Origin of the sequence: Sulfitobacter donghicola DSW-25 = KCTC 12864 = JCM 14565 (genome assembly GCF_000622405.1) — a bacterium.
Classification (GTDB): Bacteria; Pseudomonadota; Alphaproteobacteria; order Rhodobacterales; family Rhodobacteraceae; genus Sulfitobacter; species Sulfitobacter donghicola.
Map to the genome: position 1 here is coordinate 138,997 of NZ_JASF01000005.1, position 15,408 is coordinate 154,404.

General features: G+C 56.7%; 18 protein-coding genes. All 18 read right to left on the reverse strand.

Going from position 1 to position 15,408, the window contains the following annotated elements; translation table 11 throughout:
* Position 1 precedes the first annotated feature (1 nt).
* The 18 genes from Z948_RS0101580 to mltG all read right to left on the reverse strand — a co-directional run bounded on the left by Z948_RS0101580 (position 2) and on the right by mltG (position 15,407).
* Positions 2-3,937 carry a baseplate multidomain protein megatron gene (locus Z948_RS0101580; protein ID WP_025057824.1) on the reverse strand — a complete coding sequence of 1,312 codons (3,936 nt, stop codon included), beginning with the start codon at positions 3,935-3,937 and terminating at the stop codon, positions 2-4.
* Positions 3,937-4,377 carry an NlpC/P60 family protein gene (locus tag Z948_RS0101585; RefSeq protein WP_025057825.1) on the reverse strand — a complete coding sequence of 147 codons (441 nt, stop codon included), beginning with the start codon at positions 4,375-4,377 and terminating at the stop codon, positions 3,937-3,939. The genes Z948_RS0101580 and Z948_RS0101585 overlap by 1 nt, the downstream gene beginning before the upstream one ends.
* The gene (locus tag Z948_RS0101590; RefSeq protein ID WP_025057826.1) at positions 4,374-5,261 is read right to left on the reverse strand and encodes a DUF2163 domain-containing protein; all 888 of its coding nucleotides are present in this window, start codon (positions 5,259-5,261) and stop codon (positions 4,374-4,376) included. The genes Z948_RS0101585 and Z948_RS0101590 overlap by 4 nt, the downstream gene beginning before the upstream one ends.
* Positions 5,261-5,893 (reverse strand): DUF2460 domain-containing protein, encoded by a 633-nt coding sequence (locus Z948_RS0101595; RefSeq protein ID WP_025057827.1) that lies wholly within the window; start codon positions 5,891-5,893, stop codon positions 5,261-5,263. Before Z948_RS0101595 ends, Z948_RS0101590 begins: the two co-directional genes overlap by 1 nt.
* Positions 5,894-5,908: 15 nt before the next feature.
* Complete coding sequence (locus tag Z948_RS0101600) at positions 5,909-6,571, reverse strand: phage tail tape measure protein (protein WP_025057828.1); 663 nt, start codon at positions 6,569-6,571, stop codon at positions 5,909-5,911.
* On the reverse strand, positions 6,564-6,770 hold the full coding sequence (locus Z948_RS18680) for a rcc01693 family protein (protein WP_025057829.1): 207 nt from the start codon (positions 6,768-6,770) through the stop codon (positions 6,564-6,566). The genes Z948_RS0101600 and Z948_RS18680 overlap by 8 nt, the downstream gene beginning before the upstream one ends.
* Positions 6,767-7,081, reverse strand: coding sequence for a gene transfer agent family protein (locus Z948_RS0101610; protein WP_025057830.1), 315 nt, complete (start codon positions 7,079-7,081; stop codon positions 6,767-6,769). Before Z948_RS0101610 ends, Z948_RS18680 begins: the two co-directional genes overlap by 4 nt.
* Positions 7,082-7,083: 2 nt before the next feature.
* Positions 7,084-7,512: a phage major tail protein, TP901-1 family gene (locus Z948_RS0101615; protein WP_025057831.1), complete on the reverse strand. Its 429-nt coding sequence runs from the start codon at positions 7,510-7,512 to the stop codon at positions 7,084-7,086.
* 38 nt (positions 7,513-7,550) lie between these two features.
* Positions 7,551-7,961 (reverse strand): DUF3168 domain-containing protein, encoded by a 411-nt coding sequence (locus Z948_RS0101620; protein ID WP_025057832.1) that lies wholly within the window; start codon positions 7,959-7,961, stop codon positions 7,551-7,553.
* Positions 7,958-8,296, reverse strand: a complete 339-nt coding sequence (locus Z948_RS0101625) for a phage head closure protein (protein ID WP_025057833.1) — start codon at positions 8,294-8,296, stop codon at positions 7,958-7,960. The genes Z948_RS0101620 and Z948_RS0101625 overlap by 4 nt, the downstream gene beginning before the upstream one ends.
* Positions 8,293-8,892 (reverse strand): head-tail connector protein, encoded by a 600-nt coding sequence (locus Z948_RS0101630; RefSeq protein WP_025057834.1) that lies wholly within the window; start codon positions 8,890-8,892, stop codon positions 8,293-8,295. Before Z948_RS0101630 ends, Z948_RS0101625 begins: the two co-directional genes overlap by 4 nt.
* Before the next feature lie 181 nt (positions 8,893-9,073).
* On the reverse strand, positions 9,074-10,243 hold the full coding sequence (locus Z948_RS0101635) for a phage major capsid protein (protein WP_025057835.1): 1,170 nt from the start codon (positions 10,241-10,243) through the stop codon (positions 9,074-9,076).
* 14 nt (positions 10,244-10,257) lie between these two features.
* Complete coding sequence (locus tag Z948_RS0101640; protein WP_025057836.1) at positions 10,258-10,872, reverse strand: HK97 family phage prohead protease; 615 nt, start codon at positions 10,870-10,872, stop codon at positions 10,258-10,260.
* 21 nt (positions 10,873-10,893) lie between these two features.
* Positions 10,894-11,121 carry a GTA head formation protein, RCAP_rcc01685 family gene (locus Z948_RS0101645; protein WP_025057837.1) on the reverse strand — a complete coding sequence of 76 codons (228 nt, stop codon included), beginning with the start codon at positions 11,119-11,121 and terminating at the stop codon, positions 10,894-10,896.
* Positions 11,114-12,283, reverse strand: a complete 1,170-nt coding sequence (locus Z948_RS0101650; RefSeq protein WP_025057838.1) for a phage portal protein — start codon at positions 12,281-12,283, stop codon at positions 11,114-11,116. Before Z948_RS0101650 ends, Z948_RS0101645 begins: the two co-directional genes overlap by 8 nt.
* 162 nt (positions 12,284-12,445) lie before the next feature.
* Complete coding sequence (locus tag Z948_RS0101655) at positions 12,446-13,816, reverse strand: terminase large subunit domain-containing protein (RefSeq protein WP_174416578.1); 1,371 nt, start codon at positions 13,814-13,816, stop codon at positions 12,446-12,448.
* Positions 13,725-14,075: a hypothetical protein gene (locus Z948_RS19010; protein WP_025057840.1), complete on the reverse strand. Its 351-nt coding sequence runs from the start codon at positions 14,073-14,075 to the stop codon at positions 13,725-13,727. Before Z948_RS19010 ends, Z948_RS0101655 begins: the two co-directional genes overlap by 92 nt.
* Before the next feature lie 156 nt (positions 14,076-14,231).
* Positions 14,232-15,407: an endolytic transglycosylase MltG gene (mltG, locus tag Z948_RS0101665; RefSeq protein ID WP_025057841.1), complete on the reverse strand. Its 1,176-nt coding sequence runs from the start codon at positions 15,405-15,407 to the stop codon at positions 14,232-14,234.
* Between the last annotated feature and the right edge of the window lies 1 nt (position 15,408).

Here is a 15,408-nt window from a genome sequence, read left to right on the forward strand (position 1 = left end):
CTCATGCGGCTTGGATCTCGATCCGTTTGGGCAACCCCGCGCCGTAACTCGCTGAGACCTGAGAAACTTCGATATGAAAGGGTGCGATTGCCCCATCCGAAGACTGGCTTGCTTCGGGATATTCAAAGTTCGGCGAGGCAAGGAGTTCCTCACGGAGGGTTTGGCCATCTTTGACAACCCTTAAGAGATAGCTTTCGCTCTCTTCCCCCAAGGGCACGTCCACAACGTCCCAGCTATCGCCATCTACACGGGTCCGCCGCAACCAAGTAACAGATATATCCCCCCCCGCCGTTTCAACTGCCCGAAGGTGGGCTGGGGCGTAGGGCCGCAAACCATTTCCTTCAAATGCGAGCTGCAAGTGGCGATAAGACGGATCATCTACCGGCCGTAGCGCCGGCCCGATGCGATAGTTTTGCTCGACCCCTCTTTGGTTGCGATTCATTTCAATCTGAAGAGGCACTGAATTCAGCAGAACGAATTGAGACCCAATAGGCCAAACATCCGGCATTAACCCATCCGACCCCGCCTGCCCGCGCAATCGATCGCTTAACAGATAAGTCTGAGGCGCAATGAGTTCAGCCTTTTGGAACTGGATCACCTCCCAATTCCCGCTGCTGCCATCACCGATCGCCGCCAGATTGGCGCCATTCAGCAAGGCGAGCTCATCCACGGTTTCCAATTGGCCGCTGACCAGCTTTACCTGCAGCCCTTCTCCACGATCAAACAATCCTGAGCAGGCCCATGACAGCGCCGTTTGCGTAACGCCAACCGTCGAGCGGAGCGGGAGTATGGTATTAAGCGCATAGTTCTGATCTGTCGCACTTGAGTATAGCGCCACACTCCCCGGCCAAGGGTTTGCACTGGCCGCAATATGAGGTGCATAGGGGGTCTCGTCTCCGGTTAGAAGCGGCAGATCCAAGAACAGCGGTGTTACAGGTACAGGTGCAACGAAACGGCGAAGCGTGACCAATTCATCCGCAAGAGGCGCCTGATCATAGATTTCAGGGTCGATGCGTATTGCTTCCACCTGTTGATGCTCGGCCTGATCGACACGGTCCACACGATACAGCGATGCGCCCTCTCCTTGGTCAGCGGGGATCGAAACAACATCCCCTGCCCGTACCGGCATTTTGGAAGGTGGCAGCGCGAATTTCACACTATCCCGCGCGATACGCGCCTCGTTCAGCCAGCGTTCGGCCACCTGCCTCCCCTCGGCGCGGGTCATCAGCATCGAGAATTCCGAAGCTGAAACCGCATGGGTTTCTTCATCGGGTAAAACCGCCTCTTCCGAGATCACATCAAAGCTGGCGTCGGCTTGGACAAAGCGCAGCCTGACACGTCCTGACAGGGTCGCATCCGCTTCGCGGCTTTGGACGGTGATGCCATCCAAATCCTCACTGACGGCAAAGCGCTCAGCATCCAAAGATGTCTCGCGTAGCCCATCCCGCATTTGGAATTTCAATACGCCATCCCGTTCGATTGCATCAAAACCATAGCGCACCATCAACGGTTGCAATGAAGATCTCGCATCGCTGACTTCGCTCACCCCATAGCCGCGCACCAACCCGTATAAACCAGTCGTATCATAGGACGATACGCCAGAACGTGCACAGATTTCTGCAACAACGGAAGCAAGGCTGCGCGAAGAGGTCCGCCCATTGAGCCAGTGCCCTCTGGCATAGCTTTCCCCATCACTCCACAATTCGCGGTTGTTCGGGAAAAACGGATAGGGGCGCACGTCCCATGCCCAAGCAAAGGCGCGGCTCATGTCGATCATTGGACCGTCGTATTCGATCCCATCGGGGTTGTTCTCGGCCTTGCTCCAATAGTCGATCATCGCCCGCAGATATTGCATCTGGATCAGATCGTCCCTTGCCCCATCTGAATGGCGCGGCAAACTACTTTCGGAAGATTTCAGATCCAGAAATTTATTTGGTTGGTTCGTACCCTTATCGATCGCAGCGCAGCCATATTCGGTAAACCAAATCGGTTTTTGACCGGCCAACCATACAGTTGGGTCATTTGAGCGCGCTCCGTCGATCCGGTCGTAGTGCAGATTACCCCACCAGTTTCGAATATCTTTGTAACGATAAATCCACGCCTCATCATGGTCGCCATCCGTGATCGGGGTTCGAATTTGCGCTTCCCGCTCTTCGACAGAGCCATAATACCAGTCATACCCTTCACCACCTTCAATGTTGGCCTGAAGGTAATCAAGATTGTAAATATCGTCCCAATTCTGCGCATCCAGATGATCCACACCTTCACGCCAATCCGACAGCGGCATGTAGTTGTCGATGCCGATAAAGTCGATATTTGCATCCGCCCATAGTGGATCAAGATGGAACAGGCGATCCCCTGTGCCGTCCTGAGGTTGATAGCCAAAATACTCTGACCAATCAGCAGCATAGCTGATTTTGGTATCTGGCCCAACGATATTGCGCACTTCGCCCGCAAGCAAAATGAATGCCTCCACCGCAGGAAAGCTGTTCCGGCCAGAGCGGATCTGCGTCAGCCCGCGCATTTCTGAACCAATGCAAAACGCATCAACCCCGCCAGCAGCTTTACACAATGCCGCGTAATGCAGGATAAAGCGGGACAAACTCCATTCCTGTGGACCGGTATAGGTCACCTCGCCGTCTTCGATTGCAAAATCCGACGCCGTTACAGTGCCGAAAAAGGATGAAACCTCATTCTCGGCCGCGGCTGTTCCATCGCTAGAACCATCCTGCCCGGGGGCCGCATCCAGCGTGATACGTCCACGCCAAGGCAATTCAGGCTGGCCATCTTCGCCTGTGTAAGGATTTGGCAGGCTGTTCCCCTCAAGCTGATCCATCAGGATAAACGGATAAAACATAACCGCTTTGCCAGCTTCGTTCATCGCCTGAATGGCTTCGACCACCGCTTTATCCGCAGGGGTGCCCCCGTAAATCGGGCGCCCGTCATCACCTTGGGCGATGATTTCAGCGGTGCTGCGCGTCACGCCAGCAACCGTCCAAGGCATCTCTTCACCCTCAATCTGCGGGTCCTCAACCTTTGGCTGCACAAGGCATTCGCTTGCACGTAAATCAGAACCAAACCACGAAACCACCAAGGAAGCGGACTTTAGCTCTGGCAGCTCTTCGTCCAACGCCTCAAGAGAGGTCGAAAAATCGGTTTTCCCAGAAGGCGAGTTGATATTCGCACTCCAGCGCGCCTCGTTTTCTCCGCCATAGCTGACCGGCGTTGTAGCAAGAGAATATTCACCCGTGCCAGGGATCAGCGCGACCCCTTCAACGCCATAGCTCAACGCATGAGATGCACCATCAGCGCCGCGTTGCTCAGGGCGCATCACCTCAAAGCTGAACTGGGGAACGCGGTTGCCAAAAGGCTCCAGCCCCAACCCTTCCAGAACAACGTAAGCCGTTCCGCGATAGGCTGGCACCAATCCAGTGCCTTCAATCGCTTCCATCAGCGAGTCAGGCTGCTGGTCTTCGCTGCCTGTGTAAACCGTCATGTTCAGGCTATCCGGCGCGATCTCTTCTCCGTCAGCCCAGATGCGGCCAACACGGGTTATCTCACCTTCGCACAGTGCAATCGCAAGGTTCACCGAATAGCTATACGTTGTTGTTTTTGTAGTCGAACTGGTACCCTTTCCGCCCCCAGTTGTGGCGCTGACCTCTTCGAAATCCGAAGCCCAGATCACCTGCCCTCCCAATCGCATCCGCCCGTATAGCTGCGTTATCGGGTCGCCTTCGCCTGCACTGGTAATCCGAAACCGGTCAACCTTGCCCGTCTCGACAGCCTGACTGCCTGTCCCCAGAATTTTCTGGTCAACCACACGCCCCACAGTCGCGCCAACGGCACGCCCGATGGCGACAGAAGACAGGCCTGCAAACGTCCCCCCAACAGAGCCCCCAACGGCCGCCCCTGCTGCTGAAAATAATATCGTAGCCATCAGCTTGTCTCCTTTGGAAATTCAAAACACGCCACAACTCGGCGCTGCCACGGCGCACTTAACGCGCTTTCGACAACCCCTTGGCGGGAATAAGCATGGATAAATCGCTTTGTTTCACCTGTCTGCGAAAGCACACCTAGGTGTTTGGCGACTGCGCCGTGGCGCATACGAAAAAGCAAGACATCACCCGTTTCTAGCTCTGTCTTTTCTTTTGGCTTGAGGTGGCGCAGAGCGGCTTTCCATAAGCGCTCTTCTCCCTGCGGTTCGGACCAGTCCATTGAATAGGCCGGAACGGCTTCTGGTTCGCTTCCATAGACCTCTCGCCACACGCCACGGATCAGCCCAAGACAATCACAACCGGCCCCTTTTATCGCAGTTTGATGAATATAGGGGGTTCCGATCCATTCGCGCGCGACCGCAACAATATCTTGCCCTGTCATCGTAACGACCCGCCATCGTTTACATTTGTGCTGCTTGGCACCGAAACGACCCAGTCTTCACCCGGCAAATCCGGAAACCCTTGAAAATTGATAAAGTTGTTAAACTTCAGGCGGCAAGTCTCGGACCGCTTGTCACAACCCGCCACCAAACGCAGCTGCGTACCTGTCGCCACGTCGCCGCGGATTGGCTCCCACAGTTCAATGATCCTTACGTTATCTTCAATCCGGTCAGATTTAATCGTCCCCCACAACCCTTGGGCAGGACCATCCAGAATTTCCAACCGCCCCCGTGTGAACCAATCCGCATCAAAGGATAAAAAGTCCTGCCACGCAAAACGCCGCCCCCCTTCAACCGTCTGAACAGGTAAGGTTTGAGAGTAGCTATCCTGCGCCAGATTAAAGCGGCACGTCCCATCACCCAGCACTGCTGAACATGGTTTTTGATACACACGCCCCAAAGGACGGTTCAGCTCTTCGGTTAGGCCGCGCAGCTCGGCGCGAAAGCCACCATCCGCGCGGATCAACTCACCCAGATGGCCACGAAAATTCAACCAGTGTTGGGATGGATCAGCCCAATTGACCTTCCACGCGCGGACCTCAGCGCCGTCAAATCGCCCCTGCTCAATCTCGTCTTCGCGCAATGAAACATCCGATAACGCACCCAACGCCTCAGAGTTATCAACCGATAACCCCGTAGATTGTGCCAACGCCAAAGCACTCAGCCCCGTGTCCGCCCGAAACTCAAGCCCTGCAAAGCTCAGCGGCATATCATGATCCGTAAAGGCAAACACTTCGCCATCTTTGCGTGTTATCGCCCAAGCATGGCATACAGTTGTCAAACCACCCTCTAAATGCGCGGCAAGTTCTTCATTGAAATCAGCCATCACACGCGCACCTCTCGAACAGGAATGTCAGGAACTTGGCCAGCGTTAAAGTTGGCCATGTTTGTCAGCAAGCTGTCGCTGTCAAAACGCACAGGCACGTCAAATTCGTACCCCGCATAAACACGTGTATCGGGATCTGGCGGGTGGAAAAACGTCACCACCCCTGTGGTTTCATCGACGCTGTAATCGATGTTCTCCTGCTTGTCGTCTTGTTCAACCGCAATCTGCACCGTGCCGCGCACTGGCTTTTTAATCGGGCGTGCATAGCTATGCCCGCCAGAGCGGTACGTCTTGATGAGCTGGAAGGAAAAGGTCTCACCATCGCCCGTCGCGATCAGCTGGTCTTCTCGCGAGATCGCCGCAGAAGGAATTGCCGATTTATAGTCGGACCAATCCTTCCACCGAAAACCATACATCTGACCATAACGCGCTTCATAAAACGCGATAACCGTTTCAATGTCGTCCAATGAGCGCAGCCCTAAACCCGCATCATATACGCGCCGCGAATGCGCCCAGGGGGTGTTGCGTTCTTCGTAACCATTTGCCAGCGTGACAACGTCAACACGTCGCTGAGGCCCGCCAAGGGCGCCAAAACTGAGACTCGCAGGGAATTGCACCTCGTGAAAATTCATGGCCAAACTCTCCTCTTATTGATTTCTTTGGCCAGCACTTAACGCTCGGCTCATCTGTGCGGCGATCTGGCCGCGCGATCTTTGGAATCCAGCAACATCCGGGGTTGAGATGTTCACAACAACGTTGTTGCCCCCACCGCCACCTCCGGCGCGCACCCCCAGCTTGCCATCGGCGCCGCGCGCCAAGGGCATGATCGCTTCGGGGCCTGCTTCCCCCATCACCCCCATGCCACCGCGCATGCCAAAATGGGTCGCCTGAGAGATGACGCCGCCATCCGCAAATGGCATCACCCGCCCCGAGCTAAATGGCGCTCCATTGGCAAAAGGTAAAATCCCTTCGACCAACCCGGTGACACCTTGCGAAAGCAGCCCGCCAAAATGTTCAGTCACAGGTTTGATCGCGGCGTTATAGGCACTGTTGGACAAAGACTGCGCAACCGTGCTCAGGGCGTCAGACAGCTTCATACCGTCGAACACAACACCATCAAATGCCTGCCTCAAACCTCGGCTCAACCCTTTTTCAAGGGTGGCAACATCCTTGCCAGTTGCCGCCAGTGATGTGCTCATCCGGCGCAACTCGCTGTCAAAACCAGAGACCAGAACGCTTGTCTGACCTAATGTTTGGTTTAACTCAGAGGCATCTGTTGTCAGATCTTCGAAACTTTCGTCATCACTCATCATTTTTGTCCTTCTTAATATCAGGATAGGCCGCCATCAGCGCCTCAAGGCCAGCGCTCAACATCGGAGCTTTGCTGGTTTCGCTGCCCAACATCAGGCGCAGTTCAGCAGGTGTCAGCGACCAAAACACATCAGGGGTCAGACCCAATCCGTGTAGCCCCCCACGCATCAACGCAGGCCAATCAAACCCCTCACTCAAGGTGCCACCACGAATGCACGGGCCAGCAATTCAGCCGCCGCTTGTGCGGCCCGCATGGGGCCGCCATCAATGTCAGCCTGTGCGAGTGTGTCAGCGTCCATTTGAACGCCTCCACCTCGCATCCCAGCCGACAGCAATGCCAAGACATCGCGCGTCTTGAAACCGCCCCCTTCAAACCTCTGGACCAAAGTCATCAGCGACTCCTCAACCAGCTCGTCTTCCAACTCCGCCAAGGCCCCTAGCGTCAGCTTCATAACGTGGTGCTGACCATTCACGACCAGCACCACTTCTCCCCTCCACCGATTTTCCATGATCATTCAATCGGATCTACGTAAGGAACGAACTGCAACTGACCCGCTGATGCGAGAGACAGCTCATAGGTCGCTTCACCATTCAACTGGCCCGCATATTCTAACGAGGTCACCTGAAACGGCCCCTCAACAACACCAAACTCAGGGATGACCACCTGAAAATTCGGCGTCAGACCATCAAACAACAGTTGACGCGCGCGCTCGTCCGTTGCCTCGTCGCGGAAAACCCCCGAACCGCTAATCGCAGCCGAACGGACCCCCGCCCCGGCAAGCAATTCACGCCAGCCGCCTTCGCTGTCCAATGTCGTGACATCCACCGTCTCTGCGTTAAAACTGACACGGGTCGCACGTAGCCCCGCAATCGTTTCGAAATTCCCGTCCGTGCTCATATCCACTTTGACCAAAAGGTCTTTACCTGCTTGAACAGCCATGTCCTGTACTCCTGATGATTGCCTTGCGGCGTTAAGAATTAGTCGTCCTGCACACGTGCGCGGAACCTAAGATCGATTTGGCGGGCGCTCGCCGCATCCACCCGTTTCGCTGTCGCCCGCTCAAAGCGCAGCGAAATAAGAGAGCCGCGCGTCAGAGGCATCTGCGCCTCATGCAACGCGTCACTCACAGCGGCCGCAGCAATTTTTGCACTGCTAAAGCCCGCATTCGTTGTCACCACCGATATATTGATGAAATGAACCGCCCCAGCGCCGCTGCCGTCGGATGCTTCGCGCACCGTCTCGGACCCCAGCAAAACATACAAATCAGGCAGACTGCCCACTGGTAGCGCGTCATAAATCCCGTCACCAACCAAAGCACCCAGCGCAGCATCCGCAGTCAATGCGCCAAAAATTGCCTCCTGTAGTGCGGCCGAAATCGCATAGCTCATACAACCTTCTCCTCTTGTGCAAAGCAGGTCAGATACCGGCCCGTTGTGTCGGCCTCGAAAACTGCTTCAATGGTGAAAATCCGGTCTCCTTCACGAAACCGTTGGTGTGATTGTGGTCGTTGGGCACTCCCCACGGGTGCTGCGCGAACTGTGATCCGAAAACCCGTCTGACTGACCCGGGCACCATTGCGCGCCGTTTCACTCCCGCTGCGCATGCTCACCTCGCCCCAGAGAACGCCGACAGGCACCCACCCATTGATCAGGCCACCCGCCCCATCGCTCAGCGTGTTTGGGGCCTCCAGAACAAGCTGCCTATTCAGATGCGGCACACTCATATCGCCGCCCCGCTACGGCCCATGCGAAGGGTACGGAAACGCTCAATCAAAGAAGTCACGCCAAAGGGCATGCACCCATCACTCAACGCTGTGTCATGTCGGTACTCGTAGTAATGGGCGGCCAGCATCAACACAGCCTGCTGCATATCAGCGGGGATATCGTCCCACTCAGGGCCGAAACCTGCTAGAAACTGCACCCGCAACTCACCGCCGGTTTCCGGCAGCGGCAAACATGTTCCCGTAGGCCGCAGGCGCGGTACGCCGCCTTCACGGTCCAACCAATAAGCATCCGAGCTGATGACCTCAGCCGCCCCGCTACGCGAGATACGCTGTAGGCTAACAATCGCCGTAACAGGTGCCACACTAAGCACCAGTGCCGACTGCTGCTCTTGCAACGAAGACACCAAGGTGAACTCACGCTCCATCAGCACTTTGCCCGTGCGCGCTTCTATCGCTGCCATCGCCGCCCGCAAGAAACTGCCTAGGACGACATCCTGCAACGTATCTTCGCCAAATCCGGTGCCCAAACGCATATGCGCTTTGAACGCCGCAACCGGCAGGGCCGCATCCGGCACATTTGTCTCTTCGATCAACATCCAAAAGCCTCTCTAAAACTGGCCATTCATTCCTCCCCTGCTGGCTAACTCCCCAGACCGGGCGCACGCCGCATCTCCGCATTGCTCGGTCAGAGGGGAGCAGCTAGACAATGCGGAGGGGTATTCAGGGCGCACGCCCGTACCAGAGCAGGATCACCCGCTCTGGATTCAGCTCTCCGCCTTAGGAGGTGCCGAATTTCAACAGCTTGATCGCAGCAAAGTCGCTGACATCGCCGCCAACACGCTTGGTTGCATAGAACAGGACGTGAGGCTTGGCGCTGAACGGATCACGCAAAATGCGAAGGTCAGGGCGCTCGGCGATGGTGTAACCTGCAGCGAAGTCGCCAAAGGCAATAGCCATCTCGTCTGCCGCCGCATCTGGCATATCTTCAGCGATCAGCACAGGGTAACCCATCAGGCGCGCAGGCTCGCCCGCTGCCAGACCGTCAGACCACAAGAAACGGCCGTCCATGTCCTTCAACTTGCGTACAAGGCCAGCGGTTTTAGAGTTCATGACAAAGGAAGCATTTGCGCGGTACTGCGCACCCAGCGCATAAACCACATCAACAATCGCATCCGCAGTCACTTCGCCTGCGATACCCGTTGGCACATAGCCCAGATTACCCCACGCCCAAACGTCATTGTCGACAGATGCATGCGCAAGAAAGCCCTTTGGCTTGTCGATACCGTCACCATTCACAAACGCACCCGCTTCGGCACGTGCGAATTTGTCAGCGATGCGGCCAGCAAGCCAACCTTCAATATCAAAGGCAGCATCATCCAGCAGACGCTGTGACGCCTTTGGCAGTGCGCTCAGCTCGTGCAATTGTACCGTAATGCGATCAATCTGCGGTGTGTCTGTTTCACCGATGTTCGACGCTTCGGTCGCCCAGCCAGCCCCCACATCCGAATGATCCACCAAAACGTCATAAGACGAGGCCTCTACATTCACCACGGATGCAATCGCGCGGATGGAAGCCGTGGTGTTCAATACCGATTTCACCGTCTCGGAGGTTTGTGGATCAACCAGATAACCACCGTCTGAATTCACAGCCGTAGACATCGCTTTGCCGTCCAGCTCAAGGCCACGCAAGCCATCGTCATCGCCTGAACGCACATAGGCATTAAACGCCTTTTGATGGGGCGCACCTGCATCCGTGGCACCCGCCAATGGAGTACGTACGGCTGTCATTGTCTTTTGGTCCAACATTGTCATTCGCTCTTCTGTTTGTTGAAGTTTGGTCTCAATTTCGGCTTGGAAGCCCTTGAATTGTGTTACGAAACCCATCACGGCACGTCGCACGTCCTCCGCAGGGGAAACCCCTTTGGCATCTTGTTCGGTTCTGCTCATCTCGCATTCCCCCGTTATGGTTGCTGTTGCAAAGGGTTGATCGCGGCGCACGCCGTATCGAAAACCTCCGCCATCTCACGCAGGACATCACCAATGCGAACGAAATCATCCGCCTTTGCCCCTACCCGCGCACTGGGCAGCATCGGAAAGGTCACCAGCGACACCTCCCAAAGCTCCAGTTCCTGCAAGAGCCGCTGGCCCTTGGTATTCTTTGTGGATTTTACAGTGCGATACCCGATGGACAGCCCGTCGATCGCCCCCGCTTCGATCAACGCGATGGCCTCGCGTCCCTTCTCAACCGATTGCAAAATGCGACCCTTTACAAACAGGCCCCGCGCGTCTTCGCGCACGTCATCCCAAACACCGATCGGTTGGGCGGGATCGTGCTGCCACAACATTTTCACACCGCGATTGGCCGCCTTTAGCGCGCTCAAACTGGTTGCATAGGCACCCTTTTCGACAATGTCATTGCCCTGATCGACGTCCCCGAAAAAGCTGGCATAACCTTTGATCTCAACGCCGCCATCTACCTTGGCGACATCGTCAAATTGCATGAACTTGCGCTCAAGATTGGCCAAACCTTCCCCGTTCTCCGCGACCTGCGCGAAGGTATTTCCACTGCTCTTCATGGTTTTCTCCTGTTTACCCGTTCAGCCCGCAGGCCCCACCACCAGAAACGATTGCACCGCTTGCGCGAGGATCACCGCGACCACCCCGTAAACCGTGAGCCACAACCGCCGCTCCAACCGCTCCATCATCAGCTCGATCCGGTCCAACCGCTTTGCGAGGTTTTCAAAATGAATCGCGCTGACCCGCTCATGTGCTTGCAACCGCATTCCTGGCGCACATTGAAAGCGTTCAACCGGGTGCTCACTCATCCGCAACCACCGCAGGCAGGCCTAGCAAAGAACGCTTTTCCGCTTCTGTAAGAAAATCTGCCCCCGCAATCCGCGACCACTGCGCATCACGCTCAGCGCTCAACGCTGGCACCTGATCCAGATCGGGCTTCAAATCGATCTTTTCGCCCGTGAACCCTGACAACCATTGCCCCAGCACTGCCGTGACCCGCGTAGCAAGCGGCAGAACCGTCAGGCGATAAAACGCACGATGCGCCTCTTGGTAATTGGCATAAGTCGCGTCGCCTTGAATGCCGATCAACATCGGAGGCACCCCAAAGGCCAAAGCAATCTCTCGCGCAGCAGCCTCCTTGGTCTTTTGGAATTCCATGTCCGAGGGGGAAAAGCCCATCGGCTTCCAATCCAGCCCCCCTTCCAGCAACATCGGACGCCCCGCATTGCGCGCCCCTTGATGATGGCTTTCCATTTCACTGACCAAACGCTCGTATTGATCGGTGCTCATGGCGCCCTGCCCGTCAGCGCCCTTGTAAATGATCGCGCCAGAAGGACGCGCCGCATTATCCAGCAACGCCTTTGACCACCGCGAAGCCGAGTTGTGCACATCAACAGCCGTGGCAGCCGCTTGCATCGGGCTGAACCCGTAATGATCATCCTGAGGGTGGAAATTGCGCACATGACAGATCGGCGCCCCCTGCGTTGCGTCAAAACGATGCTTACGCCCGCCAACCGCATATTCATAAGCAATCGGCCACCCGTCCGCCCCTGGCACAACCGACATTCTGTCAGAGCGCAACACATGCAACTCCATCGGCACACCAGCATCACCGCCGACAGCTTCCAAATAACCATCACCAGACAGTAACAATTGCCCATATAGCGCTTCCAACAGCTCGGCACGGCCCTGCGCCCCGTTCGGACGGCTCATCAACGTCAACAAAGGATGGGTTTCAAAACGCTGCTCCGCAGTCTGCAGAACCAGCGGCAAAGCAGCGGCAGCCTCGGCGATCAGCTTGACAGAGCGGAAACCAACCGGATTGCCGGCAAAACCCGTGCGCGTGAGCGAAACAGTATCACGCGGGCTCCATGCCACACGCCCACCTGTTTGCATCGCAACGACCCGCCCCGTTGATGACGCCTTTGCCTCTGCAACGTCCACCGTTGCGCGCTTTAGAAAATCAAACACCTAAGCTTCTCCTTGCTCAAATCCCGTGGCAGCCTGACTGCTTGGGCGCCTCTGAAGAACAATCTCTCACCAATTGTTTAACGCTGCCGAACCAATGCGAACGCTGGCCGCGCAACACCCGCACAAACAAAAAAGGGAGGCCAAAGCCCCCCTACATCACACCTATAATGAACGTACCCCCGGCTGCCGCCACTTGGCTGCGGGTTCAATCATGAGCTCATGTAACGCCCAAACCAACGCATCCACGCGGTCAGGCGATCCGCCGCCTTCATAGCCATGGCGCGTCATCCGCGTCATCTGGTCCTCTAACCCATCTAGGTCGGCAACATGCTTGACCCGCCCCTGCTCATACAACGCCGCGACTGGTTCGGCGCGCGCCGCCTTGCCGCGGCTGGCGTGAACACCCTTATATGGCACCAAAGGATCAACCTGACGGATCACCTCCTGTACCATCTGCCCGCCTTGGTTTGTCTCAGCGACGAGGCGATCCGCGCCGAAACGCTCCATCGCCTGAATAGCGGCCCGCGCCCAACCACTCGGCCCTAATCCCGAAACCGTGCAATCGGCAAGAACATAGGCGCACCACTCTTGCGGAGGGCCACTGCTCTGCACCCCAGCCACCACAATCCCGCATTCATCCGATGACGCACCAGACGTGGTCGCAGGGTCCACAGCGACGACAATGCGATCCAGCGCGGGCATCTTGCTCACCCGCGCTGCCTCCAACATCTCCGATGTCCACAACGCGCCCTCGGCATCCGCTAGCAGCACACCATCCAACTCTTGCCGCCCAAGGCGCGTCCCGCGATAGCGCGCGCGGACTTCCTCCAGAAACGAAGCCGCCAAATTCGCGCGGTTCGCCTCAGTGGGCGCATGAGTGACCACGGTAGATGGGGATTTTAACAATTGCTTCAGCACACCAACATTGCGCGGTGTCGTCGTTACACAAACCTGCGGATGATCCCCCAAGCGCAGCGCAAACTGCAACATGTCCCACGTGTCCTGAGACTTCTTCCATTTCGCAATCTCATCCACCCACGCCGCATCAAACTGCGGCCCTCGCAGCCCCTCGGGGTCATGGGCGGAATGCACCGTGGCAACCGCCCCATTCGGCCACACCAGCCGCTTGCGCGTTGCCTCCCAATCTGGGCGGCGATCCTCTGGCGAACAAGCCAAGATACCGCTATCGCCAAAAATCATCACTTCGCGCACCTGATCAATCGTCTCGCCCACCAGCGCCACGCGACGGCACCGGCCCGCATCCAAAGGGCGCGCGCCCTCGACAACCGATCGAACCCATTCAGCGCCCGCGCGGGTTTTCCCCGCACCGCGCCCTCCCATAATCACCCACGACCGCCAATCCCCCTCAGGCGGCAGTTGATGCGCCATCGCCCAAAATTCAAACAGGTAAGGGAGAGCACGAAGCTCTCCCTCCTCCAGCTCATTCAGGAACTTCTCCTGAACCGATGGCGCAACGGAGCCGATCCAGCTTGCACCCGATTTCAGCCCGCGCCTGATCGAGATCGAGGGCATATCCCCCTCGCGCGATTCCCGCTTGTTTATTTCGGCAGTCATTCAGGATTAGCCCCGCTTTTTGGCAACGCGTAACCGTTTCAGCCAATTGGCTTACGGTCTTTGACGCTGCTGTTGCATCGATTTCCTCTCCGGTTGTGGCCTGTTCCTTCAGGCTCTCTAATGCTTCTCTTAGCTCGGCAAGCGTCCGCTGCACGGAGGCAAACATGGCCTCCGCTTGCGCAAGCTCGTCGAACTGTGGCACCGGCTCGACATTCATCTGTTCTCGGTCCTTTCGCTTGGATTCCTCCAATCGAAAAAAATGAAAAACGGCCCCAACTATCCGTTAGGGCCGTGTCCCAAATCTCCTAGCATGAGATTTGTATATCAGGTGATTGTTAGCCGTTCGCTGCCGCAACGCACGGTCGGTGCAACACTAGTTGTTGTCACCGTTTTCCGCCGCGGCAGCCCGATCCGCCTCGATCTGACGCCACACCGCGACATTGCGGTTGTGCTCATCCAGCGTGACCGCAAAGGCGTGACCGCCCGTACCATCGGCCACAAAGAAGATATATGGCGTCTCATCCGGTTGCGCGGCTGCCATCAGGCTGGCGCGCCCCGGGTTTGCAATCGGTGTCGGAGGCAAGGCCGGAATGACATAGGTGTTGTAAGGCGTTTCCGCGCGCAACTCACTGCGACGCAACCCACGGCCCAGAATACCTTCACCGCGCGTAATGCCATAAATAACCGTCGGATCCGTTTGCAAACGCATGCCTTGGTTCAAACGGTTCACAAATACGCTGGAAACCTGTCTGCGCTCATCTGCAACACCCGTTTCCTTTTCCACAAGTGAAGCAAGGATCAACAGCTCTTCAGGGCTGTCAATCGGCAGATCATCTGCGCGCGCTTCCCATGCTGCAGCCACCAGCAGCTCTTGGGCGTCCTGCATACGCGCAATCAATGCTGCACGATCATCCCCTTTACGCACCTCATAACTGTCTGGCGCCAATGACCCTTCCGCAGGCGTTTCAGCGACCGTGCCTTCCATGATGTCCATGCCCGAAATCGCATTTACAACCTGCCAGCTGGTCACGCCTTCGGCCATTGCGATCCGGAACCGCACGTCAGACTGCTCTAGCATCTGCGTGTATTCCGCAGGCACCTCATCTGAACCTTGCGTGAATTGAGCAAGCTCGGCAAAACGGTTTGTCGCCGGATCCAACTCACGGACCTGAATGCTCACGCGGTTTACACCGATGCGATACACGATCTCGGTACCGCAAGTGCTGGCGCCACCGCGTGTAATCACATCGACGATCTCTTTCATCGAGGCTTCCGGCTCAACAAGGAAACTGCCAGCTTTTAGCTTGCTGGATTTCTTCTCATAGTCAGCGCCAATGCGGAAAATAGAGGCCGATGAAACCGCCCCCTGCTCCGCCAGATTTTCACTGACTCGGCGCATGTTGCTACCGCCTGCTACCTGCACACAAACAGCCTGCGTCAACGGCCCAGGGGCATCATATTGCCCCTTGCCCCACATGATCAGCCCGCCCAGCAGGAAAAGCCCCACCATCAAAAAGGTGAAAGCATTAGCCGCAACATGGCGCCACATA

Coding starts and splice junctions, on each gene's coding strand:
- Z948_RS0101580 (WP_025057824.1), bottom strand. CDS start 3,937: ATGGCTACGATATTATTTTCAGCAGCAGGGGCGGCCGTTGGGGGCTCT.
- Z948_RS0101585 (WP_025057825.1), bottom strand. CDS start 4,377: ATGACAGGGCAAGATATTGTTGCGGTCGCGCGCGAATGGATCGGAACC.
- Z948_RS0101590 (WP_025057826.1), bottom strand. CDS start 5,261: ATGGCTGATTTCAATGAAGAACTTGCCGCGCATTTAGAGGGTGGTTTG.
- Z948_RS0101595 (WP_025057827.1), bottom strand. CDS start 5,893: ATGAATTTTCACGAGGTGCAATTCCCTGCGAGTCTCAGTTTTGGCGCC.
- Z948_RS0101600 (WP_025057828.1), bottom strand. CDS start 6,571: ATGAGTGATGACGAAAGTTTCGAAGATCTGACAACAGATGCCTCTGAG.
- Z948_RS0101610 (WP_025057830.1), bottom strand. CDS start 7,081: ATGGAAAATCGGTGGAGGGGAGAAGTGGTGCTGGTCGTGAATGGTCAG.
- Z948_RS0101615 (WP_025057831.1), bottom strand. CDS start 7,512: ATGGCTGTTCAAGCAGGTAAAGACCTTTTGGTCAAAGTGGATATGAGC.
- Z948_RS0101620 (WP_025057832.1), bottom strand. CDS start 7,961: ATGAGCTATGCGATTTCGGCCGCACTACAGGAGGCAATTTTTGGCGCA.
- Z948_RS0101625 (WP_025057833.1), bottom strand. CDS start 8,296: ATGAGTGTGCCGCATCTGAATAGGCAGCTTGTTCTGGAGGCCCCAAAC.
- Z948_RS0101630 (WP_025057834.1), bottom strand. CDS start 8,892: ATGTTGATCGAAGAGACAAATGTGCCGGATGCGGCCCTGCCGGTTGCG.
- Z948_RS0101635 (WP_025057835.1), bottom strand. CDS start 10,243: ATGAGCAGAACCGAACAAGATGCCAAAGGGGTTTCCCCTGCGGAGGAC.
- Z948_RS0101640 (WP_025057836.1), bottom strand. CDS start 10,872: ATGAAGAGCAGTGGAAATACCTTCGCGCAGGTCGCGGAGAACGGGGAA.
- Z948_RS0101645 (WP_025057837.1), bottom strand. CDS start 11,121: ATGAGTGAGCACCCGGTTGAACGCTTTCAATGTGCGCCAGGAATGCGG.
- Z948_RS0101655 (WP_174416578.1), bottom strand. CDS start 13,816: ATGCCCTCGATCTCGATCAGGCGCGGGCTGAAATCGGGTGCAAGCTGG.
- Z948_RS19010 (WP_025057840.1), bottom strand. CDS start 14,075: ATGAATGTCGAGCCGGTGCCACAGTTCGACGAGCTTGCGCAAGCGGAG.
- mltG (WP_025057841.1), bottom strand. CDS start 15,407: ATGTGGCGCCATGTTGCGGCTAATGCTTTCACCTTTTTGATGGTGGGG.